Origin of the sequence: Nocardia asiatica NBRC 100129, assembly GCF_000308415.1 — a bacterium.
Lineage (GTDB): Bacteria > Actinomycetota > Actinomycetes > Mycobacteriales > Mycobacteriaceae > Nocardia > Nocardia asiatica.
The window spans coordinates 38,967-61,358 of record NZ_BAFS01000065.1 but is presented as its reverse complement, the minus strand read 5'-3'; the positions used below and the strand labels follow the sequence as shown (position 1 = coordinate 61,358).

The following is a 22,392-nucleotide window of genomic DNA, read 5'->3' as shown; positions in this document are numbered from 1 at the left end:
CGAAGACGGCCACCACCGCGATCGCGGACACCACGAGCACCATGACCAGGGACGAACCCGATCCGGCGCCGAGCACGGCGCCCGTCGCCGCGCCGACCGCACCGGCGGCGAGCAGCGCCACACCGGCCGCGAGAACCACCCACCCGCGCACCCGGAACGGCCGTCCCTCGCCGTAGAGCACGGCGAAGGCGCCGAACATGACGAACACCGCCGCGTCCGAACGGCCGAGACCGGTGAGAATCGCGGCGGGGGCGGCGAACGCCACGGCGGCGCGCAGCGCGACGCCCCACCGCCGGCCCGTCGGCGGCAGGGCGAACAACAGCGAGCCGACCCGGCCCTTCGGTGGCACCGGCTCCGGGTATGTCGCGGCCACCTGCTGTCCTTTCCGACCTGACTTCGATCTGGACGACCTGCCTGACGCACACATTAGATTCGGGATATGACCGCCGACGCTCTACCGCTACCTACGCGCGTCCACGCCTTCTGCGACGACGCACTCGGTGACCACGACGCCGTCGCCCTGGCCACGCTGGTGCGCGACGGTGCGGTTTCACCACACGAACTCGCCGCGGCTGCCGTGGCGCGCGCCCAGCGGGTCGAACAGCTGGCGGCAGTCGCCTACCGAAGCTATGCGAACCCACTGCTGCCCGCCGAGCGGACCGGCACGTTCTACGGCGTGCCCAGTTTCGTCAAGGACAACACGGACGTGGCGGGCATGCCGACGAACCAGGGCACTGCCGCGTTCCGTGCGACACCCGCCCGCGCGCACAGCGGCTACACCCGGCAATTCCTCAGCACCGGCCTCACCGTGCTCGGCAAGAGCGCGATGCCCGAGTTCGGGTTCAACGCCAGCACCGAGCCGCCGCACGCGGCGCCCACCCGCAACCCCTGGCACACGGGCCATTCGGTGGGCGGCTCGTCGGGCGGGGCGGCCGCGCTGGTGGCGGCGGGCGTCGTCCCGATCGCGCACGGCAACGACGGCGGCGGATCGATCCGGATTCCGGCGGCTTGCGCCGGGCTGGTCGGCCTGAAGCCGACGCGGGGTCGGCACGTGGTCTCAGGGCTGGCTCGCTCGCTGCCGGTCGACATCGTCAGCGAGGGAGTGCTGACCAGGACGGTGCGCGACACCGCGGCATACGCCGAGGCGGCCGAACGCTATTGGCGCAATCCCGCGCTGAAGCCGATCGGCCGGGTCGAGGGCCCGGCGCCCGGACGGATGCGGATAGCGCTGGTGCTCGACAACCTCGCGGGGCCGCTCGCCGCCGGTCCCACGCGAGCGGCTGTCGAAAAGGTTGCGCGGGTCCTCGAATCCAGTGGTCATTCGGTGGAGCCGGTGCCACTGATGTTCGGCGCCGCGATCGAGAGCGCATTTCTCCACTACTGGGGGCTGCTCGCGGCCGCGATAACCACGACGGGAAAATTCCTCGACCGCCGGTTCGACGCGCGCCGGGTGGACGATCTGACCGTCGGCCTCCGTGCGCTTTTCCTGCGCCGGGCCCTGCACGCCCCGCTCACGCTCTACCGGCTACGGGCGGCGGCGGCGACTTACGAGCGGGCGCTCGAGCCCTACGACGCGGTGCTGCTGCCCACGCTCGGCCACACCACGCCGGAACTCGGCCATCTCAGCCCTACGGTGCCGTTCGAGGATCTCATCGACCGCCTGCGCGCCTACGTCTGTTTCACCCCGATCAACAACATCACCGGAACGCCGGCGATCACCGTTCCGGCCGGACTGACCGAGGGCGGGCTCCCGATCGGAGTTCAGTTCGCCGCCACGCGGGGCGACGAACGCACCCTGCTGGAGCTGGCCTATCTGGTCGAGGCCGAGCAGCCGTTCCCGCGTCTGCATCACTGAGCCGTTTCGTCCTGAATTAGGTTAGGCTAAGTTCGCTCGATTCGAGTGTCGGCGGGCGGACACGGCCCGGAGCCGGAAGGACGAAAACATGGGCGCGAGCGTCGAATTGGCGGGAATCCCGGAGACCATGCTGTGGACGCTCTACAACCGGGCGTCGGAAGCGAAACGGGCGGACGGCATACTGCGCGATCCGGACTGCGTCCGGATCTTCGACGCGCTCGACTACGACTACGCCCGGGCGTTCGGCGCGCCCGACGGCACGCACGCGGTGCGGTCGCTGCGCTTCGACCAGGCGCTGCGGCCCTGGCTGGCGGCGCACCCGGGCGGCACCGTCGTGGAACTCGCCTCGGGTTTGGAGACTCAATTCCAGCGGTGCGACGACGGCAAGGTGCGCTGGCTGTGCGTCGACGTGCCCGAGGGCATCGCGCTGCGCGAGCGGTTCCTGCCGCCGAGCGAGCGCTGCCGTCATCTGGCGGTCAGCGCCCTCGATCCGGCCTGGCTCGACGAGGTCGACACCGGACGCGGAGTCTTCGTCACCGCGCAGGGCCTGTTCATGTACTTCGAGCCCGACCAGGTGCGCCGCCTGTGCACCACCATCTTCGACCGGCTCCCCGGTGTGGAGCTGATGTTCGACATCATCCCGCCCTGGTTCTCGCGCAAGACCATGCGAGGTTTCGCGAAGACACCGCACTACACCGCACCGCCCATGCCCTGGGGCGTCAAACGCAGCCGGGCGGAGCGGCTGCTGCGCGAATGGAGCCCGCGGGTGGCAGAGGTGACGCTGTCGTCCTTCGGTCCGTCCCGCGGCCCGCTCGCGGTGAGCCTTCCGGTCTTCGAGGGCCTTCCGGTGTTGCGCGACATCCCGCCCGGCATCGTCCACGCGCGTGGCGCCCGGTAGCTCAGGGCGCGCCGATACCCGCGGCGGACGACGGGCGGTCGCGGTGCACCGGCCCGTGCGCGTCGTCGCAGTGGTCGTCCAACACCGGCAGCAGGCGCTGGGCGTCCGTGGGCGCCGCGGCGCCCACGCCGTGGGTATGGTCGACCTGCAACGTGGTGTGGGTGATGCCGTAGTCGTGGTCGAGAAGGTGCTCGATCCGCTGGCGCAGCCCGTGGCAGTCCGCGCCCGCACGAACCAGCACGTGCGCCGACAGGGCGATGTCGCCGGAGGTGATCTGCCAGACGTGCAGGTCGTGCACTTCGTCGACGCCTTCGATGTCCACCAGCCCGCGCCCGAGCGCGTCCGGGTCCACCCCGGCGGGCGCCGCCTCCAGGAAGATCCGGCCGGACTCACGCACCAGCCCGAGACCCGCCTTGACCATCAGCGCGACCACGACCAAGGTGGCGATGGCATCCGCCCTGGCGAAGCCGGTGGTCAGCACGACGAGCCCGGCCACGGCGGTGGCGATGAACCCGTACAGGTCGTTGAGCACGTGCTGGAAGGCGCCCTCCACGTTGAGACTGGAGCGGTTGGCCTTGCTGATGGCCCAGGTGGCCGCGATGTTGACGACGATGCCGGCCAGCGCGGTCGCCAAGACGAGACCGCCGGTCACCTCGGGTGGCTCGAACAGGCGGCGCACGGCCTCGTAGGTGAGCCAGCCCGCCAGCACCAGCAGCGTGACACCGTTGGCCTGCGCCGAGAGGATCTCGGCGCGCTTGTAGCCATAGGTGTACTTGCCGTTCGCGGGCCGCGCCGCCAGCCGGATCGCGATGAGCGCGAGCACAATGGACGCGGCGTCGGTGAGCATGTGCGCCGCGTCCGACAGCAGGGCCAGCGAGTTCGCCAGTACGCCGATCACGACTTCGATCGACATGAAACCGACGATGAGGGCCAGCGCGATGGTCAGCCATCTGCGATCGGCCTCGCCGGACACCCCGTGTCCGTGCGCGTGACCATGTTCGTGTCCCATCGAACCAGCCTTCCGTCACCGAAGATGTATGCGCATATTTGCATCTGTCACGACAGAGCTTATCCGACCCCGAGTAGCTCGCGGTAGACCAGCCGAGTGAACTGGATCACGTCCCATACAGGTTCGGCCGGACAGCCCGGATGGGGTCAGCCGACCAGGGCGTGCACTGCGGCGTAGGTGGACACGGTGGCGATCAGCCCTGCGCAGACACTGGCGATCACGTTCGTCGCCGCGAAGAGATAGGCGCCGCGCTCCGCCAATCGCACGGTCTCGTATCCGAAGGTGCTGTAGGTGGTCAGGGCTCCGCAGAATCCGGTGCCGAGCAGAACGAACAGCGGCGTGGACAGCGCGGTCCCCGCCCCGCTCAGGGCGCCGAGAATCGAGCAGCCGATCAGGTTCACCAGGAAAGTGCCCCAGGGGAACAGACTGTCGCGGCGATTCTGCACCGCCCGGTCGACGAGATACCGCAGCGGCGCGCCGATCGCACCGCCCAGAAGAACCAGCAGCACCGTCATCTCGCCCTCTTTCGCGCGCGCTCATAGCCCGCCCTGGTGAGCCACATCGCCGCGAAAGTCGCGAGCAGAGCGCAGATCAGCGTGCCCGCCAGGTATGCGGCCGCGGCGACGATCGTGTCGGGGCGCAGTAGCTCGCGGATCTCGTTGGCGTAGGTGGAGAAGGTGGTGAATCCGCCCAGGACGCCCACGCCGAGGAATGGGCGCACCAATCGGTGCGCCGTCCAGATCTCGGTCACCGCCACCATGAGTACGCCGATCGCGAAGCAGCCCGACACATTGGAGACGAAGGTGGCCCACGGGATATGTCCGGCCCGGCCGGGCAACGCTTGGGCAAGACCGTAGCGAGCCAGCGCGCCCAGCGCGCCCCCTGCCGCGACGACCACCAGCACCACACCGTGGGCGCGCCAGAAGTCCCGCCATGGCGCGCGGTTTCTCGCGCGTTCGGCGGTGGGCATCGGCTCCTCGGTCAGTTCCCCGGCCATGCACATCTCTAACACGATCGACCCGCCGCGGCGCCACCGCCGTCACGACACGGCCGCACTCACCGGCCTTCGGGCCGTCCGTCGCCGTCGTGCGCGACCAGCACCGAACAGCAGGCGTGCCGGGCGGCCTTCTCCGCGGTGCTGCCCATGAACCGGCCCCAGATGCCCGAATGCCCACTGCGGCCGAGAACCAGCAGGTCGGCCCGGTGCTCGGCGGCGGCCGTGGCCAGTTCCCGCGCCGCCTGGCCGGCGCGCATCTCGGCCTGCACCTCGATGCCGCGCTGTCGCGCGGATTCGGCGGCGGCGGCGAGCCACCGGCGGCAGGTCCGCTCGCCGATCGAGCGCTCGTCCTCGATCTCGCCGACCACCGGACCGTAGTGCGGCAGATACTCTTCCACCGCCACCACCGTGAGCGCCGAGTGGTGCACCGTCGCCAGATCGAGCGCCATCGTCAAGGCGGCCCTCGCGCCGGGCGAGTCGTCGTAACCCACCACGATCCGCTGGAACACCTTTCCATTGTGATCCCTCGGCTCGGTCGCAGCCAGCGTTCGAGCAATCGATCGGCAATCAGGCGGTGGCCGTGGATCGGTCCACGGCGAGCACCTCGGCGGCCGCGCGCTCACCCGAGCGGATCGCTCCCTCGATGTACCCCGACCACTCCGTGGCGGTTTCGCTCCCCGCCCAGTGGATCGCTCCGACCGGATGACGCAGCGCCGAGCCCACGGTGGTCAGCACGCCCGGCGGGAAGAAGGCGCCGTATCCGCCACGGGTGTACGGGTCTTCGGCCCAGACCTTCTCGTGCCACTCGACCGGCTCGCGGGCGGCATGGCCGAAGGCGCGCACGAGCGAGCCGACGATCATGGCGCGGCGCTCGCTCGCGGGAAGGGCACCCAGCCGCTGCGCCGCCCGGCCGGGCACCAGCGCGCCGAGCACGCCGGGGCCGCCGGGGCGGGTGGCGTCGAAGGTCACCGGTACCGGATCGTGCAGGTTCAGCGCTTGACCGGTGAGCCGGTCGTCACGCCAGAACGGGCGCTCGTAGACCGCGAAAGCTTTCAGGACCGAGCCCATCGGCATCCGCTGGGTCAACTGGTCGCGCGCGGCGGGCAGCGGGGGGTCGTAGGCGATGCGTCCGGCGAGGACGGGCGGCACCGCCACGATCACGCGCTCGGCGTGCACGTCACCGGTCACCGCGCCCACCCGGACGCCGTCCGCTCCCTGACGGATACCGGTGACCGGCGCGCCGAGACGCACGGCGTCCCCGAGTTCGGCGGCGATGGCCAGCGCGGGTCCGTCGGCGCCGTCCACGAACATGCGGGTCACCGTCTCGGCCGTGATCCCGGCCTCGACACCGCCCGCCGAGCGGATCGTGGTCAGCAAACCGAGCATCGAGATACTGCCCACATCGACGCACAGCTCCTCGCCGATCATCACCTCGGCCAGGTTCCGCGCGCGCCGCTCCGGAAGATTCCGGCGCAGCCAGGTCGCGGCGGTCATCGCGTCCAGCCGGTCCGCGCCCGCCGTGGTCCACGGGCGCGCGAGGTCGATCCGGGCGGCCATGCGTTCCAGCCGCCACATGGCCTGGGCGAGCACCACCAGCACCAGCGTCGGCAATGGCGGGCGGGCGCCGGTGAACCGCCGCCGGACCACGCCCTCGACCAGCAGGTCGACCCCTTCCGGCGGTGCGTACATCGCCGCGCCGTACTCCTCGGCCAACGCGGCGAACCTGGTGTGCGCACCCGAGATCCACTGTCCGCCGAGATCGACGGCCCAACCGCCGCCGATCCGCGCGGCGAGGGTGCGACCGCCGACGCGATCGCTCGCCTCCAGGACCACGACCTCCCGACCGGACGCCCGCAATGTCCGCGCCGCGCACAGCCCGGCATATCCGGCACCGACGACAACGACGTCCGCACGGTCCATGGTGGCCTCCCGTCGCCGCACCGTAACTCGACAACCACTGTTGATCACACATCGCCGTTCCGCAACCGGCGCGGTCATCGCCCCGGCACCGCCACGCGTACACCCGCGCTGCCCGACCGGGCGGCTATCGAATCAGGGTGGCGAGAGCGGCCGCGGCGGCGTCCTGGAAGGTCGCGGCCAGCGTGCGCGGCGGCGCCGAGACGCGTCCGCGGACCCATTGCCTGCAGTACTCCTGCGCCGGTCCCACGCAGATCGCATGGGCAACCGGATAGCCGTCGCCGCCCACGTCCGCGGTGCCGAGCAGTTCGCGGTACCGGCGTTCCAGCGCGCCGAAGAAAACTCGGTTGTGCTGCGCCAGTTCGGGCTCCGCGACCCGCGCGACCTCGTCGGGAAGCGTCGCGAACAGGAAGCGGGCGAGATCACGGTGATCCTCCACCCAGCCGAGATGGGCCGCGAGCATCGCGCGGATCGCCTGCTGCGCGTCGATGCCGTACGCGTCGAGGCGGTCCAGCACCGCGCGCTGGTAGTCGAGCATCCCCGCGACATAGACCGCGGCCGCCAGTTCGGCTTTCGAACCGAACGCGTGGAACATGCTGCCGCTGGACAGACCGAGCCGATCGCGCACGCCGGCCACCGTGAACGCCGGATAACCCTTCGCCAGGAGTTGTTCGGTCGCTTCCGCCAAGATCCGCTCGCGCGTGCGCACTTTCGATTACGCCCCGAACTCGGCGTCGATGCCGGACCGGACCGCGGCGAGAACTCCGGCACGCACCCGCAGCTTCGTGCCGGTATGCGCGGCGAAGTCGATGCCGGTCAATCGGCGCGCTTCGGCGGTCGCGCGCTCGCGCAGTTCGTCGGCGTCGGCGGCGAGCACGTCGAGAAAGCCGAGTTCCCTGGCTTCCTCGGGACCGAGCAGGACGCCGGTGTTCGCCGCCCGGTCGAACCCCGGGGCGGTGAGCCGGTGCCGTGCCGTCTCGACGCCGTAATGCGGAATGGTCAGACCGATCGCGACCTCGTTCAGACCCAGTTTGAAATCCCCCTCGACGCCGAATCGCACGTCCGTGGCCAGCAGCGTGAACGCGCCCTGGGCGATCGCGTGCCCCGGGCACGCCGCGACGACCGGATACGGGAACCCGAGGAGCCGATGGACCAGGTTGCCGCCGGCCCGCAGGGTGCGGCGGATGTCGTCGGCGGATCGGGAGAACGTCGCCAGGTCGTAGCCGGCGGAGAACATGCGGGAGCGTCCGGTCAACAGGACGACGGCGCGATCGGCCTCGGCCCGGTCCAGGGCGGCGGCGATGGCGCCGATCATGTGCTCCGACATCACGTTCGCCTTGCCGTCGTCCAGCGTGACGGTGGCGACTCCGGCGTCGAGCCGGTAGGTGACGAGTTCGGTCATGGCAGCCTCCTCTAGAGCAAGGCTCTAGAGTATCACTCTAGAAGGGCGGCAGCTAACGCCGGGCTCCACGTTCGAGGGGCCTGGTGTGGACAAGGTGTCGGTGTGGCAACAACCCGAAACGGCGGGCTCGTATCCGCCGATACAGGACACAGATGATGCTGCCGAAAGAGTTTGGCGCGTCCGGGCTTCGGACTAGCCTCTGGGACAGGGCTCAGGTGGAGGAAGCGACATGACCGCAGCAACCGTCATCCGTCCGCTGGCGCCGAGCGAGGCGATCTTCGCCAATAGCGAAGTCCTCGTCGGCTATTCGGTCCGGGTCGTCGGCCGGTTGGATCTCGCCGCGCTGTCGGCGGCGTTCGAAGCCGTGGTTCGCTCCCGCCCGATCCTCGCCGCCCGTCTGGAGCCGGACGGGCGCGGCGGGCACCTCCTGCTCGAAGCACCGGACGGCGCGGCGGAGATGACGGTCGCCGACGGCGATCCCGAGCGAATGCTCACCGGTGCCCGGCTGGATCAGCGCAGAGCGCTCAGCTCGCTGTGCGTGGTCCGCGACGGCGCCACCGCGGGGGTCACCTTGGTGACCCACCACAGCGTCGCGGATGCCTATCATTCGCTGGCCGTGTTCGCCGAGCTGTGGTCGTGCTATGCCGACCTCGCCCGAGGCCGCACGCCCGAGCTGGAGCCGCACGGTTTCCCACACTCGGTGGAAGACCTGCTGCGCGAGCGCGGCGTACGGAAGATCGACACACCGGCGATGCCCCACCGCCCGATGGGCGTGGCCCAGGTCTATACCGGCCCGGACGACCTGGACTACCTCCTACCCCGCACGGCACGATGCAGGATGACCCGCGAGCAGACCGCCGCGCTGGTCGAGCTGGGACACCGAGAGCACACCACGATCAACGGCCTCGCCTCCGCCGCGATCCTGCTCACCGAGGCCGAGCTGCGCGGATTGGCACTGACCGACCTGGTCTACACCTACTCGGTCGACCTGCGCACCCGGGTGCGGCCGCCGATCGGGGCGACCGACGGCACCAACGTACTCGGCTTCGCGAATTTCGTGCCCGCGCCGCGGACCGGCGCGACACTCGTGGAGCTGGCCCGTGACATCAGCGACACGCTGCGCGCCGGACTCGACAGGGGTTTCGTGCAACAGACCCCGCTGCACATCCCCGAGATCGCTGCCGGCCCTCCGCCGCGCGCACCGGGGATCGTGCTCGCCACCAACTGGGGACGCGTGCGCAGACCTCGGGTCCCGGACGACCTGCGCGTCACCGACTTTCGCTCGATCATGCTCGGCAAACCGGACAGGACCGGGCACCGGCTGCAGCAGCCGAGCGGCACCATCATCATCAGCACCTTCGACGACCGGCTGAGCATCGAGATCCACCATCCCGAGGAAACCACCGCCGAACAGCGGGTGCGCGTCCAACTGCTCGCCGCGCACCTGTCGGAGTTCAGCGCGGCAGACGCCGCCTGAACGTTCGGCCGCGCCGACGGCGATGGCCGGATCACGGGTGGCCCGCTCTCGGCGAAATCATCGGCGGCGGACGCTTTCTCGTCGCACCGCGCGCCTCACCGGCCGACGCCGCCTTTCGTCAGGCGCGCGCTGCGGAGGTCCGCGACAACGTGTGCAACGGGTCGGTGAGCACGTCGGTGAAGGCCAGTTCCGCGGCGCCGATCAGCGTCGCGTCGCCGCCGAGCGCGCTGGTACGCAGGCGAACCCGTTCGCGGACGGCTTGCAGGCCGTTGATCGCAACGCGGCTGCGCACCTGCGCCGCCGACCCCAGATAAATCTCCCGCAGCACCCCGCCGAACACCACCACCGACGGATTGAAGACGTTCACCAGATTGGCGACGCCGTATCCGAGCCATTCGCCGACCTGGTGCAACGCGTCCCGTGCCGTGGTGTCGCCGCGGGCCGCCGCGTCGACGATCGCGTCGACCGCCGCCTGCCCGGGCGGATCGCTGCGTCCCGCCGCCGCGATCAACCCGAGTTCGCCCGCCTCGGCCTCGAGGCAGCCCCGGGAACCGCAGGCGCAGGGCCGCCCACCCGGATGCACGATCATGTGCCCCACTTCCCCGCCGTAACCGCCTTCACCGCCGAGCAACTCGCCGTTGACGATGATGCCGCCGCCGATGCCGACGTCGCCGTGCAGGTAGATCAGGTTCGCCAAGCCGACGCCCACACCGCGTTCGCGTTCGGCCAGCGCGCCGAGATTGGCGTTGTTGCCCACCGCGACCCGAAGTCCGAGATCGAGTTCCCTGGTCATCTCGGCGCCGAAGGCGACGTCCACCCAGCCCAGGTTCGGCCCGTACCGCACCACGCCGTCCTCCTCGCGGACCATGCCGCAGAACGCGACACCCACCCCCACGCACACCGCGTCCGGCGCCGCGGCGGCGATCATCGCCCGCGCCATGGTCACCAGAGCGGCGATCACGTCCTCGGGGTCGAACGCGCCGCGCGGACGGGTGGTCTCGGTGCGATCGAGCACCGAGCCGCCCAGCCCGACCCGCGCGGCGGCGAGGCGGTCCGCGCTGACGTCCAGCGCGACGACGTACACCCGTTCCGACCGCGGCCGCACCACCAGCGAGGGCCTGCCCGCCCGGCCGGTCTGGCCGGGCAGTTCCTCGCTCACCAGGCCGGCGGCCGCCAGGTCGGTGGTGAGCGCGAGGATCGTGCTGCGGTTCAATCCCATTCGCTCGGCGAGCGTGGCGCGCGACACCGCCCCGTCACGGTGGACGTTCCGCAGCAGCGCGGCGAGGTTGCGCGTGCGGATCTCCTCGGGAGAAGGTGCTGCTCGCATTCACCGGGCTTTCGTCACGGGGCGGGGGATTCATCGATTCCGGAGCGCACGCTTGCGCGACAGCGCGTCCACTCCGGCGGCCAAGAGCAGCACAAATCCTGTCACAACGAATTTCGTGCCCGCGCTGTAGCCCATCAGCCCCATCCCATTGTTGATCACCGCGACCACCGCGGCGCCGAGCACCGCGTCCAGCATCCGCCCGCGACCGCCGAACAGGCTGGTGCCGCCGATCACCGCCGCGCCGACCGCCGTGAGCAGCACGTCGCTGCCGCCGGTGTTCGGATCGACGGAATTCGCGCGCGAGGCCGCGATCAGCCCGCCCACCGCCGCCATCGTCGAACACAGCACGAAGGCGGTGATCTTCACGCGGGCCACCGCGATGCCCGCGCGCCGGGCGGCCTCGGCGTTGCCGCCGACCGCGTAGATGTGCCTGCCGAACGCGGTGCGGTCCAGCACGAACGTCCACAGCAGCAACAGGGCCACGATCAGCGGGACCACGATGGGCATTCCCGCCAGCGAGTGCAACGCGGGATTGCGGCTGCGCTCGCCGTTGAGCACCAGCACCGCCGCGCCGGCCACGAGCGCGAGCAGCCCCACCCGTATCACGACTGTGCGCGCCGTCGCGCCGGTGAGCCCGAGTTTCCTGCGCGCCCGCAACTTCCGGTACTGGACGAGCGCGAAACCGGCGATCAGCACCGCGTACAGCGCCCAGCCGATCGGCGGCGGCACGTTCTTGTTCGCTATCGCGACGATCGTCTCGTCGCGGATGGCGATGTTGCGCCCGTTGTCCATGATCTTCAGCGCGACGCCCTGTAGCGCGAGGAACGCCGCCAGCGTCACCACGAACGACGGTATCCCGATCTGCACCACGACCGTGCCGATCACCAGTCCGATCCCGACGCCGGTGAGCAGCGCGACCAGCACCGCCAGATACCACGGCCATCCTTTGTCGGTGAGCAGCACGGCCAGCACGGCCGCGCAGACACCGCTGGTGAACCCCGCCGACAGGTCGATCTCGCCCAGCAGCAGCACGAAGATCAGTCCCATCGCGATCACCGCGATCGCCGCGCCCTGCGTGAACAGATTGGCGAAGTTGGCCTCGGACATGAAGACCGGGCGCGCCGCCCAGAAGATCACCGAGAGCACGACGAGTGCGATCACCGAGGGCAGCGCCCCCATGTCGCCGCCGCGCACCCGGCCGACGTAATCGCTCACCAGATCGGTCACCGGCGCGGCCGCCGGTCGCCGCTGGGTGGCCACCGCGGTCATCGGAGGACTCCGCTCGGTTCGAGTCCGAGCGCCCCGCTGCGGCCCGCCGTGATCAGTTCGACCACCTGCGCGTGCGTCACGTCGGAGGTGCGGACCTGCGCCGCCATCCGGCCGAGGTAGAGCGCGGCGATCCGGTCGGACACCGCGAAGACGTCGTTCATGTTGTGCGAGATCAGCACCACCGCCAGACCCTGGTCGGCGAGTCTGCGGACCAGTTCGAGCACCTGCTGGGTCTGCGCGACGCCCAGCGCGGCCGTCGGCTCGTCGAGGATCACCACCTTGCTGTTCCACAGCACGGCTTTCGCGATGGCCACCGTCTGGCGCTGGCCGCCGGACAGGCTGGAAACCTGCTGCCGCACCGACTTGACCGTGCGCACCGACAGGCTCGCCAGCGTCTTTCCGGCCAGTTCCTCCATCGCGTATTCGTCGAGCACGAGGCCGCGCCTGCGTTCCCGGCCGAGGAACATGTTCTGGACGATATCCAGGTTGTCGCAGAGCGCGAGATCCTGATAGACGATCTCGATCCCGAGCGCAGCCGCGTCGCGCGGGCTGTGCACCTGCACCGGCGCGCCCTCGAAGAGGAATTCGCCCGCGTCGATCGGGTGGGTGCCGCCGATGCATTTGACCAGCGTCGACTTGCCCGCCCCGTTGTCGCCGACGAGAGCGGTCACCTCGCCGGGATAGGCGCTGAAAGCGACCTCGTGCAGGACGTGGACCGGGCCGAAACTCTTCTCTACTCCGCGTAATTCGATGACCGGCAGTTCGGACATGGGTACTCCTCCGAAGGAATGGAGCCCCTTCCGCAATCCCCTCATCGAACCGCGGAAGGGGCGTGCGATATCAGATCCCGTTGTCCGCGCAGAGTTTCGCGAACTCGCCGGCGCACAGCTCGGCCTTGCCGACATAGCCGTCGGCCACCACGTCCTTGACGTCGCGCGGGTAGATCGCCTTCGGCTCGAGCAGCACCGACGGCACGTCGGCCTGGGACTCCGGATCGCGCACCGCGCCGTTGGTCGTGCCCCGCTCCCCCTTCACCAGCGCCACCGCGAGGTTCGCGGTCGCCTCCGCCTCTTTCCGGATCGCCTTGTAGACGGTCATGCACTGATCGCCCGCCAGCACGTTCTGCAGGCCCTGCACCGTGGCGTCCTGGCCGCTGACCGGCACCTGACCGTTCAGCTTCTGCTTCTTCAGCACCGCGATCGCGGCGTTGGCCAATCCGTCGTTGGCCGCGACGACGCCGCCGATGTCCGGCCGGCCGGTGAGCATCTGCTCGAAGATCGTGCCCGCCTTGGTGTTGTCCCACTCCGGGACCGCCTGGTCGGGCCCCTTGACGTACCGGCCCGCGTCGAACCGTGGCCGCAGCACCCCGTCGTAGCCGGTCTTCAACAGGGTGGCGTTGTTGTCGGTGGGTCCGCCGTTGAGGTAGGCGACCACCGGGCGGACGGCACCGCGGTCGCTCAGGCACTGCGCGACGCCCTCACCGAGCAGGCTGCCGACCTTCACGTTGTCGAAGGAGACGTAGTACTGGGCGCCGCCGCCGAGGGTCAGCCGGTCGTAGTCGATCACCGTGACGCCCTGCGCTTTCGCCTTCTGGATCACGGCTTTGCCGGTGCCGCTGTCCAGGTTGGTCATCACCAGCACGGCGGCGCCGTTGGTGATCATCTGGTCGGCGATGGTCTGGAAGGCGTTCTTGTCGCCCTGGGCGTTCTGGATATCGGCCTTGACGCCCGCGGCATCGAACGCCTGCTGCAAGTACTTGCGGTCCGCCGTCTCCCAGCGAGCGGAGGTCTTGCTGTCCGGGAGGATCACGCCGATCTGGGTCTTGCCGCCGGAGTCCGCGGAGTCGTCGCCACAAGCGGTGAGCGTGGCGGCGAATAACGCGAACGACAGCGCCGCGGCGCTGAACATGCCCTTACGCATGAGTGGGCCTTTCATCACCGGCCCGGGACAGGTCCCGGGCCGGTCGGAGTGGAGCGAATGTTGTTCACAGCAACATATTGGACTGTGACACAGGGCACAACAGGTGATTTGTTGTTCCGCATAACAATCTCGACACGCGGGCATTCGCTCAGGTGGCGGCTGGTGCGCACGATCGGCCCCGGGGCCGAGGAGGGCTCGTGAACAGGGCCGTCGGCGCCCTGCCCGGCACTACGCCCGGGGACGGGGAAGACTCGGACGGGCCGGGCGGTGGGCAGCGCAGACGCGCAGGGGCGGCGTTCGCCGGGAACAGACCACCGAGGATCGGGCGCACAGCGGCCCTCCGGCACAGTACTCTTGGCGGTGAATCTTGGCGCGGCAGCGACAGACTGGGATCCGGGAGGGGAACAGTGGACACGCTCAGGCTCGACCCGGCGGCGGTGGCCGCCTACACCGCGATAGCGGACGCGGTATCGAAACAATTGGCGTCGGCGGCCACGGTCGCCTCCGGCGCGGTGGATCCGGACCGGCTGGCCGCCGATCTCGGGCTCGTCGGCGCGGAGTTCGCGGCGCGCTTCTCCGCCGCGGTCTCCGAACACGCGCAAGCGTTGTCGACCGCGGGGCAGCTGGTCGACGCCTACGGCCGGGTGCTGCGGGACTACCGCGAGGACGCCCAGGACGTGGACGCCACGACGGCTGCCGCGATCACCCGCTCCGGGGAGGCACTGGCATGAGAAGCCTGATGGGACTGCGCAAACGCGCGCACGCCACCCAGCCCGCCGCCGAGGCCACCCGGCCGCAGAGCACCGAACCGGGCGTCGATCCCCCGATCGTCGCCGCGCTGGTGCGCCCGCTGCTGACCTTGCGCTCCTCGCTCGGCACCGGCGTCGGCGTGCCGAGCGCCGCCGCGACCGGCGCGCTTTCCGCCGCGTCCGCGCAGGTCGCGGACACCGAAGCGCCGCACAGGGAAGGTCTGCACGCGCTGGAGTCGACCTGGACCTCCCGCGCCGCCGACGCCGCGGTGCCCGCGCTGCGCACCACGCAGACCGAGATCGGCGACATCTCCGATCGCGGGCCCGCCTATCTGTCCGTCCTCGCCGACGCGCACGCCACCTCCGGGCGCGCGGCGCGGCGCGTCGACCAGATCATCGCCGACTTCCGCCGCGACGCCCGGGAGATCCTGGACAACGCGAGTTCGGCGCCGGAGACCGACGCCGTCATCGCCCGCGCCAGCCAGGCGCTGCGCGACGCGCTCACCACCGTCACGGTCGCCCGCACCGAAATGAACGACCACACCCGTAAACTCGACGAGATGGGCCCGCTCACGGTCACCTCGCCGTCCGGCGTGAGCCAGAGTCAGGCCGCCCACTCCGGTGGCACGGCGCAAGTCACGCCCGGCACCGCCACACCCGGCACGGTCACGCCCGGCGCCTCGACGCCTGCCACCACGCAGCCCATGGATCCGGCCATGGCCGCCCAGCTGCAGTTGCAGCAGGCGCTGATCTCCGCGGGCGTGCAGCTCGGCACCACGGCCATCAACGCGGGCGTCGACATCGGCACGCACATCATCGACAAGATCGCCGAGGTCGGCATCCACGGCATCGACACGGTCGCGGCGGCAGCGGACAAGGCGATCCCGGAACTGATCAATCCCGGCTCCACCACCAACTCGGGCACGAGTGGCGACGATTCGAAGAACTCCTCGAAGCTGTTCGACTTCGGCGGCTCGTCCGACCACAAGCCGTCGTCCGCCGGCCCCGGTTCGGGGAATCCGCCCGGCAATTCCGCGCCCGCCGCCCGCCCGGAGGCGCCCAGGCCGGAAAGCAGGCCCGTTCCCGGGTCCGCGCCGTTCGCCGACTCCACGCCGCCGGCCCCCGCCGGGCGCCCCGACCACCCCGGCCAGCCGGGTCACACCGGCGGCATGGTGCTGCCGCCCGCTCCGCCGCCCGGTGGCAACGACCACGAGCACAAGCCGCGCGACGGACAGCTCGGCGTGACCATCCCGTCCGCTGTGACAGCGGTCGTACCGGTGCTGGGCGAATTCGACGATGACACCCCCTGACCGGGAGCATCCCAGTCAGGGCGCGAGCCAGAGCAATCCGTTCGACACGGGTCTGCCGATGCTGCGCATTCCCGCGAGCAAGCCGTCCAAGCGGCGTCGTACGCCCGGCCGTCGCAAGCAGGTACGTCGCCGGGAGCCGGAGTACGAGGCCGCGGAGCCTCCGCGGCCGCAGGAAAGGCCGAGTAACCGGCCGCAGTTCGGTGAGTGGGAGCAGTGGCTCGATCCCGCGCCCCCGGCGGAGCGGGCGCCGCGACCGCAGGCCCCGCAGCAGCGCAGCGCGCCCGCCGCCCCCGAGCCGCCCAAGGCCGAGGACGGCCAGGTCAAAGCGCCCGCTATCGTCAACCGGTCCGGAATCCACCCCGGCACGCCGGTGCGCCATCCCCGGCGCACGGATCAGCAGCGTGGCAACCGGTCGCTGACCGTGTTGATCGTGCTCGCCATCGTGGTCGCCACCGTCTCGATCGGCCTGGCCATGATCTACGGTTCCGGTGCGAATTCGCGCAGAACGCCGGTCACCTCCCCCGCCCGAGCGGCCGGACCCGCCGCGGCCACCTCCACGCCCACGTCCCGGGTCAAGCCACCGTGGGCCATCGCGACGCCGGGGTGCGAGCAGAAGCGCACGGGCGAAGTCATTTCCGGCACCGATCCGGGCGGCACCGGTAGCGGCCCCGACGCCATCTTCGCTTTCGAGTACGCCTATTACGCCGAACGGTCGGGGTATCGGGCCCGCGCGGTGGTCGCCCCCGATGCCGCGGTGTCACCGGCCGATCAGATCCAGCGCGGTATCAACCAGGTGCCGGTGGGCACCCGGTACTGCGTCCAGATCTCCCGAGCCGGTGACGGACCCGACGGCCAAGCGCGGTGGGAAGTCCGGTTGACGCAGCAGTTTCCCGACGAGGAACCGAATACCTTCACGCAGTTCATCACAACCCGGACCGGTACGGACCAGACGCTGATCACGGGGATCACCGCGGGCTGATTCACTCGGCTTCACTCGGCGCGGCCCGCGCGGGGTTCGAGCACGCTGCGCCGAGGCTGCGGCGCACCGCCGCCGACATCACATCGCCTCCCGCGTTTCGGCGCGACATTCCGAGCGCGCACCGGAGATTATTTGCGAACAGCGCTATTCACAGACGGCGCGATGCTTTAGATTCACTTGCGAGAGTGAGTATTTCGATATGACCGCAGAAAGGTCCGATCGTTGCGTCGCCTGAGCCGGATTGCCCTCGCCATCGCCACCGTCCTCGCGGGCCTCACCGCGCCCCTGCTGTCCGCGCAGCCCGCCCGGGCCGCGCCCACGGTGCGCTGGGAGACCCGGGTAAGCGACCGGATCCTCGACATCGGGCTCTCCTCTCCCCACTTGGAGGGCCCGGACTGGTCGGTCAAGGTGGTCCGGCTGTTGCTCCCGCCCGGCTGGTCCAAGGACGCCGCCCGTACCTGGCCCACCGTGTGGGTGCTGCACGGCGGCTTCGACGACCACAAGTCCTGGACCGACAAAGGCGATCTCGAGGCGCTCACCGCGGGCAAGGAGGCGATCTTCGTCCTGCCCGAAACAAGTTGGTGCAGCGCGTACTCCAACTGGTACAACGACGGTCGCGGCGGTCCGCCCGCCTGGGAGAGCTACCTCCTCGACGACGTGCGCACCCTGCTGGAATCGGGATACCGCGCCGATACGACCCGCGCCGTCGCGGGTAACTCCATGGGCGGTCTCGGCGCCATGAAGTTCGCCGCCGCGCATCCGGGCTGGTTCAACTCGGCCGCTTCCTTCAGCGGCAACGTCGACCCGCTGCACGACTCCGGCGCCCCCGGCGAACCCGACAAGCCGGGCCAGGGCTGCGCCGCCGACTGGAAACGGGTCTGGGGCGACTACGCCGTCCGCCGCGACATCTGGGTCGCCAACAATCCGTACAGCCGAGCCGCCGACCTCACCGGCATCCCGCTGTTCGTCTCCTACGGCAAGGGCGATGCCGTGGAGTCCGCCGCCTACGAACAGAACTTCCGCTTCGTGGACCGTCTGCAACAGCTCGGGGCGCAGGTGGACGAACGGTATGTCCCCGACCAAGGCCACAACTGGGACGCCTGGAAGATCCAGATGCGAGCCGCCCTCCCCATGCTGCTGTCCTCGGTGGGCGCGGCCTGATCGGCTGACGCTCCGAGGTGCGGGCCCGCGCCGCCGATACCCGAACTCGATGCGCGCAACGCAGCCCGCCGACCCTGAACCGCATGCGACCCCGCCGATATCGAACTCGTGAGCGCGACGTGGACAGCCGACGACCCGGACTGCGGCCGAGTTGTCACGCCGCTGTGTCCCCTGGCGGCGACTCGGCCGGTGCCCGGTACATCGAGTCGCGGCTGCGCTTCCCGCCCCGGCGGTCCCGTGCGCACTCGCAGAGCCGAATCGCGGGAACGCAGGAGTGGACGTCACCGGGCCGCGGTCTGTGCGCGCCTACTACGCGAAGGCGGGGATGACGCTTGACCCCCGAACGCGCCTGCGTTCAGCGCGGTGTGAGCTTGACTACCGGGATCACCCGATCGGTCTTCTCCTGGTACTCGGCGAAGCCGGGCATGACCTCGACCATCGCGGCGTAGAGGCGATCGCGTTCGGGGCCCTCGGTGACCGGCGCGGCCGTCGCGTGGAACGTCTCGGTGCCGATCTCGATGGTGACCGTGGGATTGGCGCGCACGTTGTGGAACCAGTCGGGGTTGGTGGGAGCGCCCGCTTTCGAGGCGATCACCACGATGTCTCCGCCGTCGCGGACGAAGGCGAGCGGATTGGTGCGCGGCAGCCCGGATTTGGCGCCGATGCTGGTGAGCAGCAGCAGTTCCCGGCCCTCGAAGGGACCGCCGACCTTGCCCTGGTTGGCGCGGAATTCTTCGATGATCTGGGCGTTCCAGTCGCCTGCCATGGCTTGTCTCTCCTGCGAATGCGGTGGGCCGGGTCGTGCGCGAGCCTACCCAGACTGCCCGGCTCCGCTGAACTAACAGCCGCCCAACAGCGGAAGGGGGCACGATGGCGGGGTGCGGGTGCTGGTTGTCGAGGACGAGAAGTTGCTGGCCGACGCGATCGCCGACGGGCTGCGGCGGCACGCCATGGCGGTCGACGTGGTGTACGACGGCGGCGCGGCGCTGGAGCGCGCGGGCGTCAACGATTACGACGTGGTGGTGCTCGACCGAGACCTGCCCGATGTCCCCGGCGACGCGGTGTGCGCAACACTGGTCGAGTCCGAAGGCGCCGCTCGGATCCTGATGCTGACGGCCGCGAGCGCCGTGGCCGAGCGGGTAGCGGGTCTGGGACTGGGCGCGGACGACTATCTCACCAAACCGTTCGCGTTCGCCGAGCTGGTCGCCCGGATCCAGGCGCTCGGGCGCCGCGCGCGCCGCGCCGCTCCCCCGGTGCTGCAACGGTCCGGCATCCGGCTGGACCAGCACCGTTTCGCCGTGACCAGAGACGACCGGCCGGTGCCGCTGTCGCGCAAGGAGTTCGCGGTGCTCGCCGAACTGCTGCGGGCGGACGGCGGCGTGGTCTCGGCCGAACACCTGCTGGAGAAGGCATGGGACGAGCACATCGACCCGTTCACCGGCGTGGTGCGGTACACGATCATGAACGTGCGGCGGAAGCTGGGCGACCCGCCGGTGATCGAGACCGAGCCCGGCGTCGGATACCGGATCCGATGAGCGGGCGCACCATCCGGCTGCGGCTCACGCTGCTGTACGCGACGGCGTTCTTCCTGGCCGGCGCAGTGCTGATCACCTTGATGTACTTCTATCTGAACCAGTTCCTGGAGCGACGGCCCGGTGTCGCCGCGCAGCAAGTGGTGCGTGAGTATCTCGTCGAGCGTGCGGAACGGCACCGGGCTCCGGTCTCCACCGACCTGTACCAGGCGCTGACCGAGCAAGCCCAGCGGAACCGGCGCGACACTCTGCGCGCCATGCTGACGTGGTCGCTGGTATCCCTGGGCGCCGTCGGCATTGCCGCGGGCGGGTTCGGCTGGTTGATGGCAGGACGGGCGCTGCATCCCCTGCAAAGGATCACCGCGACCGCGCGACGGGTGGCCGACACCAGCCTGCACGAGCGCATCGCCCTCGACGGTCCGCAGGACGAGATCAAAGATCTGGCCGATACTTTCGACGCGATGCTGGAACGCCTGGACCGGGCGTTCGACGGCCAGCGCCGGTTCGTCGCCAACGCATCCCACGAACTGCGCACACCGCTGACGATCAATCGAACGTTGATCGAGGTGGCGCTGGAAGACCCGGACGTGCCGGAGTCCACCCGCAGGCTCGGCGCCACGCTGCTCGAGGTCAACCTCCGCCACGAACGGCTGATCGACGGCCTCTTGGTGCTGGCCACCAGCGAACAGCGGCTGACCGAACATCACCGCACCGACCTCGCCGACATCGCGGCCGACGCGCTCGGGACGCCTGCCGACCGGCGGGGCGCACGGATCACCGCGGACCTCGAAACCGCACCGGTCCTCGGGGATCGGCTGCTCCTGGAACGCCTCGTCCACAATCTGCTCGACAACGCGGTGCGCTACAACCTGCCGGAGAACGGGTGGGTGACGATCTGGTCCCGGACGCTCGGTGGGCGCGCCACGCTCATGGTGGAGAACAGCGGACCACGGGTTCCGGCGTTCGAAGTCGACGGCCTCTTCGAACCATTTCGCCGACTGCGGTCCTCCGAACGTCTGGCCGACTCCGGCGGACGCGGCGCGGGACTCGGTTTGTCGATCGTGCGCTCGGTAGCGCAGGCCCACGGCGGCACCGTCCGCGCGGCGGCGCGCCCGAACGGCGGGCTCGCGGTGACCGTCGAACTCCCCCACGCTGGGAGATAGCGGGCCGCCCGGTGGGGCACGGGCGAGTCCGACACCTCGCCCGTGCTGTGCTCAGTAGTTGTGGCAGGTGTCGGCGAGCGCGCGCAGTTTCTCGTGGCGCTGCTGAGCCTGCGGCGAATCGCGACGCTCCTCGAACCTGCCCCGAGCCTCCGGGTGCTTGTCCATGAACTCCTTGGCGCGCTGCTTGCGCTGGTCGACCGGGAGGTTGAGGAATTCCGCGAGTTCGGCCTTGCGTTCGGGGTGCGCGTCGAGCTTGGCGGCGAGTTCGGGGAACTGGGCGTGGGCGGCGGCATCGATCTGCGCGAAGCTGCACGTCGTCTCGAGCAGCCCGCCCGGACCCGGCTGCGCGGCGGCGGTCGCCGGAACGAGCAGCGCACCCGCGGCGATCAGACCGCCGAGAGCGACGGTGACTCGCACGATTCTCGTCATGTCGGATAACCCTTTCGGTGAGAGGTTCGGGCCAGCGCGACGTGACCCGGCGTTCAGTCCATCAAGAAGGGTGTTTGGACGGCGCTAGGTCATTGGAGGCCGCGGCTGGCCGCTGCCCGCTACCGTGGGTGTCGCTGTCGTGTACCGATCACCCGCTACTGGAGGCGTCTTGCGCACCATCGCTCGCGTACTGCTCGTCCTGGCGGCCGTCGTCTGCGCCGCCGCGTCGATACCGCCCGCCGCGCTGGGTGCGCCGCGGGCCGCGCAGCTCGACGACGCGACCGCGCGCAAGCTCGACGAATTGCTGTCGTTGCGCGCTCAGGCGCCCGCCTCGGCGAGCAAGGCCGAGTTGATCGAGCTGCTGTCGAGGCCGTTCCTGGGTACGCCGTACGGCGCGAACATGCTCGTCGGGTCGGCGACCGAGCCCGAACAGCTGGTCGTCGACTTCCGCCGGGTGGACTGCTTCACCTACCTCGACTATGTCGAGGCGCTCAGCAGATCCACCGATCGGGACCAGTTCACCGCCAATCTGATCGAAACGCGTTATGCCGGTGGCCGGGTCGACTTCCGCCAGCGCAAACACTTCTTCAGCGACTGGTCGCACACCGCCCGGGTCGCGGCCACCGACATCACGGCCAGTGTGAGCACAGCGGCGGTGACGGTCGGCAAGCATCTCAACGCGAAAGCCGACGGCGGTAACCATCTGCCCGGTTTGCCCGTGGTGGAACGCGCCGTCACCTACGTGCCCAGCGCCGCCGTCGACCAGGACGTCGTGAGCAGGCTCCGCACCGGCGACTACATCGGCGCCTACGCCGACCAGCCGGGCCTGGACGTCACCCATGTCGGCATCTTCGTCATGACGCCCGCGGGCCCGGTCTTCCGCAACGCGTCTTCGCTCGCGGGCAACAACATGGTGGTGAACTCGCCCTTCATGGAATACGTCCGGTCCACGCCGGGCATTGTCGTCCTGCGCGCGCAGTAGCTCACGCCGGGCCACC

The 22,392-nt window shown here is 70.1% G+C and carries 23 protein-coding genes and 1 pseudogene; 10 read left to right on the top strand and 14 right to left on the bottom strand.

The window, feature by feature from the left end:
• Positions 1 to 373 (bottom strand): annotated as a pseudogene (locus ON27_RS06820) (FUSC family protein); the annotation flags it as partial.
• A 66-nt stretch (positions 374 to 439) separates the two neighbouring features.
• Here ON27_RS06820 and ON27_RS06815 point away from each other — a divergent pair.
• A complete protein-coding gene (locus tag ON27_RS06815) occupies positions 440 to 1,855 on the top strand; it encodes an amidase (RefSeq protein WP_043721034.1) in 1,416 nt (471 codons plus the stop codon).
• A gap of 88 nt (positions 1,856 to 1,943) precedes the next feature.
• On the top strand, positions 1,944 to 2,753 hold the full coding sequence (locus tag ON27_RS06810) for a class I SAM-dependent methyltransferase (protein WP_043721029.1): 810 nt from the start codon (positions 1,944 to 1,946) through the stop codon (positions 2,751 to 2,753).
• A gap of 1 nt (position 2,754) precedes the next feature.
• On the opposite strand, the gene ON27_RS06805 is transcribed toward ON27_RS06810, so the two are convergent.
• The 7 genes from ON27_RS06805 to ON27_RS06775 all read right to left on the bottom strand — a co-directional run bounded on the left by ON27_RS06805 (position 2,755) and on the right by ON27_RS06775 (position 8,078).
• Positions 2,755 to 3,762 (bottom strand): cation diffusion facilitator family transporter, encoded by a 1,008-nt coding sequence (locus ON27_RS06805; protein ID WP_043721024.1) that lies wholly within the window; start codon positions 3,760 to 3,762, stop codon positions 2,755 to 2,757.
• 146 nt (positions 3,763 to 3,908) lie between these two features.
• On the bottom strand, positions 3,909 to 4,277 hold the full coding sequence (gene crcB, locus ON27_RS06800; RefSeq protein WP_043721022.1) for a fluoride efflux transporter CrcB: 369 nt from the start codon (positions 4,275 to 4,277) through the stop codon (positions 3,909 to 3,911).
• A complete protein-coding gene (gene crcB / locus ON27_RS06795; RefSeq protein WP_245559826.1) occupies positions 4,274 to 4,765 on the bottom strand; it encodes a fluoride efflux transporter CrcB in 492 nt (163 codons plus the stop codon). The genes crcB (ON27_RS06800) and crcB (ON27_RS06795) overlap by 4 nt, the downstream gene beginning before the upstream one ends.
• Before the next feature lie 53 nt (positions 4,766 to 4,818).
• Positions 4,819 to 5,268, bottom strand: a complete 450-nt coding sequence (locus ON27_RS06790) for a universal stress protein (RefSeq protein ID WP_051046279.1) — start codon at positions 5,266 to 5,268, stop codon at positions 4,819 to 4,821.
• A gap of 58 nt (positions 5,269 to 5,326) precedes the next feature.
• Positions 5,327 to 6,679, bottom strand: coding sequence for a flavin monoamine oxidase family protein (locus ON27_RS06785; RefSeq protein WP_043721018.1), 1,353 nt, complete (start codon positions 6,677 to 6,679; stop codon positions 5,327 to 5,329).
• Positions 6,680 to 6,803: 124 nt separating this feature from the next.
• Positions 6,804 to 7,364: a TetR/AcrR family transcriptional regulator gene (locus ON27_RS39695; protein ID WP_157227103.1), complete on the bottom strand. Its 561-nt coding sequence runs from the start codon at positions 7,362 to 7,364 to the stop codon at positions 6,804 to 6,806.
• Positions 7,365 to 7,391: 27 nt separating this feature from the next.
• On the bottom strand, positions 7,392 to 8,078 hold the full coding sequence (locus tag ON27_RS06775) for a crotonase/enoyl-CoA hydratase family protein (protein ID WP_043721014.1): 687 nt from the start codon (positions 8,076 to 8,078) through the stop codon (positions 7,392 to 7,394).
• 229 nt (positions 8,079 to 8,307) lie between these two features.
• On the opposite strand from ON27_RS06775, the gene ON27_RS06770 reads away from it, so the two are divergent.
• On the top strand, positions 8,308 to 9,555 hold the full coding sequence (locus ON27_RS06770) for a phthiocerol/phthiodiolone dimycocerosyl transferase family protein (RefSeq protein ID WP_051046277.1): 1,248 nt from the start codon (positions 8,308 to 8,310) through the stop codon (positions 9,553 to 9,555).
• A gap of 118 nt (positions 9,556 to 9,673) precedes the next feature.
• Here the strand turns inward: ON27_RS06770 and ON27_RS06765 are convergent, their stop codons facing one another.
• The 4 genes from ON27_RS06765 to ON27_RS06750 form a co-directional block, all read right to left on the bottom strand.
• A complete protein-coding gene (locus ON27_RS06765; RefSeq protein WP_043721009.1) occupies positions 9,674 to 10,882 on the bottom strand; it encodes an ROK family transcriptional regulator in 1,209 nt (402 codons plus the stop codon).
• Between the two features lie 30 nt (positions 10,883 to 10,912).
• A complete protein-coding gene (locus tag ON27_RS06760; RefSeq protein WP_043721005.1) occupies positions 10,913 to 12,151 on the bottom strand; it encodes a sugar ABC transporter permease in 1,239 nt (412 codons plus the stop codon).
• Positions 12,148 to 12,921 (bottom strand): ATP-binding cassette domain-containing protein, encoded by a 774-nt coding sequence (locus ON27_RS06755; RefSeq protein WP_043721001.1) that lies wholly within the window; start codon positions 12,919 to 12,921, stop codon positions 12,148 to 12,150. Before ON27_RS06755 ends, ON27_RS06760 begins: the two co-directional genes overlap by 4 nt.
• A gap of 70 nt (positions 12,922 to 12,991) precedes the next feature.
• The gene (locus tag ON27_RS06750) at positions 12,992 to 14,071 is read right to left on the bottom strand and encodes a sugar ABC transporter substrate-binding protein (protein ID WP_043721080.1); all 1,080 of its coding nucleotides are present in this window, start codon (positions 14,069 to 14,071) and stop codon (positions 12,992 to 12,994) included.
• A 407-nt stretch (positions 14,072 to 14,478) separates the two neighbouring features.
• Between ON27_RS06750 and ON27_RS06745 the strand changes: the two genes are divergently transcribed.
• The 4 genes from ON27_RS06745 to ON27_RS06730 all read left to right on the top strand — a co-directional run bounded on the left by ON27_RS06745 (position 14,479) and on the right by ON27_RS06730 (position 18,270).
• The gene (locus tag ON27_RS06745) at positions 14,479 to 14,802 is read left to right on the top strand and encodes a hypothetical protein (RefSeq protein WP_043720999.1); all 324 of its coding nucleotides are present in this window, start codon (positions 14,479 to 14,481) and stop codon (positions 14,800 to 14,802) included.
• On the top strand, positions 14,799 to 16,130 hold the full coding sequence (locus ON27_RS06740; protein WP_043720997.1) for a hypothetical protein: 1,332 nt from the start codon (positions 14,799 to 14,801) through the stop codon (positions 16,128 to 16,130). The genes ON27_RS06745 and ON27_RS06740 overlap by 4 nt, the downstream gene beginning before the upstream one ends.
• On the top strand, positions 16,117 to 17,109 hold the full coding sequence (locus ON27_RS39690; RefSeq protein WP_051046276.1) for a DUF8176 domain-containing protein: 993 nt from the start codon (positions 16,117 to 16,119) through the stop codon (positions 17,107 to 17,109). Before ON27_RS06740 ends, ON27_RS39690 begins: the two co-directional genes overlap by 14 nt.
• Before the next feature lie 222 nt (positions 17,110 to 17,331).
• On the top strand, positions 17,332 to 18,270 hold the full coding sequence (locus ON27_RS06730; RefSeq protein ID WP_043720994.1) for an alpha/beta hydrolase: 939 nt from the start codon (positions 17,332 to 17,334) through the stop codon (positions 18,268 to 18,270).
• A 355-nt stretch (positions 18,271 to 18,625) separates the two neighbouring features.
• Here the strand turns inward: ON27_RS06730 and ON27_RS06725 are convergent, their stop codons facing one another.
• Positions 18,626 to 19,036, bottom strand: a complete 411-nt coding sequence (locus ON27_RS06725; protein WP_043720991.1) for a nitroreductase family deazaflavin-dependent oxidoreductase — start codon at positions 19,034 to 19,036, stop codon at positions 18,626 to 18,628.
• 112 nt (positions 19,037 to 19,148) lie between these two features.
• On the opposite strand from ON27_RS06725, the gene ON27_RS06720 reads away from it, so the two are divergent.
• Positions 19,149 to 19,805, top strand: a complete 657-nt coding sequence (locus ON27_RS06720) for a response regulator transcription factor (RefSeq protein ID WP_174377818.1) — start codon at positions 19,149 to 19,151, stop codon at positions 19,803 to 19,805.
• The gene (locus ON27_RS06715) at positions 19,802 to 20,965 is read left to right on the top strand and encodes a sensor histidine kinase (RefSeq protein WP_043720987.1); all 1,164 of its coding nucleotides are present in this window, start codon (positions 19,802 to 19,804) and stop codon (positions 20,963 to 20,965) included. The genes ON27_RS06720 and ON27_RS06715 overlap by 4 nt, the downstream gene beginning before the upstream one ends.
• A 51-nt stretch (positions 20,966 to 21,016) precedes the next feature.
• On the opposite strand, the gene ON27_RS06710 is transcribed toward ON27_RS06715, so the two are convergent.
• Entirely contained in the window at positions 21,017 to 21,394 is a 378-nt protein-coding gene (locus tag ON27_RS06710) for a hemophore-related protein (protein WP_043720984.1), read from the bottom strand.
• 169 nt (positions 21,395 to 21,563) lie between these two features.
• Here ON27_RS06710 and ON27_RS06705 point away from each other — a divergent pair, with 169 nt between their 5' ends.
• Positions 21,564 to 22,376, top strand: coding sequence for a DUF1460 domain-containing protein (locus tag ON27_RS06705; RefSeq protein WP_043720980.1), 813 nt, complete (start codon positions 21,564 to 21,566; stop codon positions 22,374 to 22,376).
• Positions 22,377 to 22,392 lie beyond the last annotated feature (16 nt).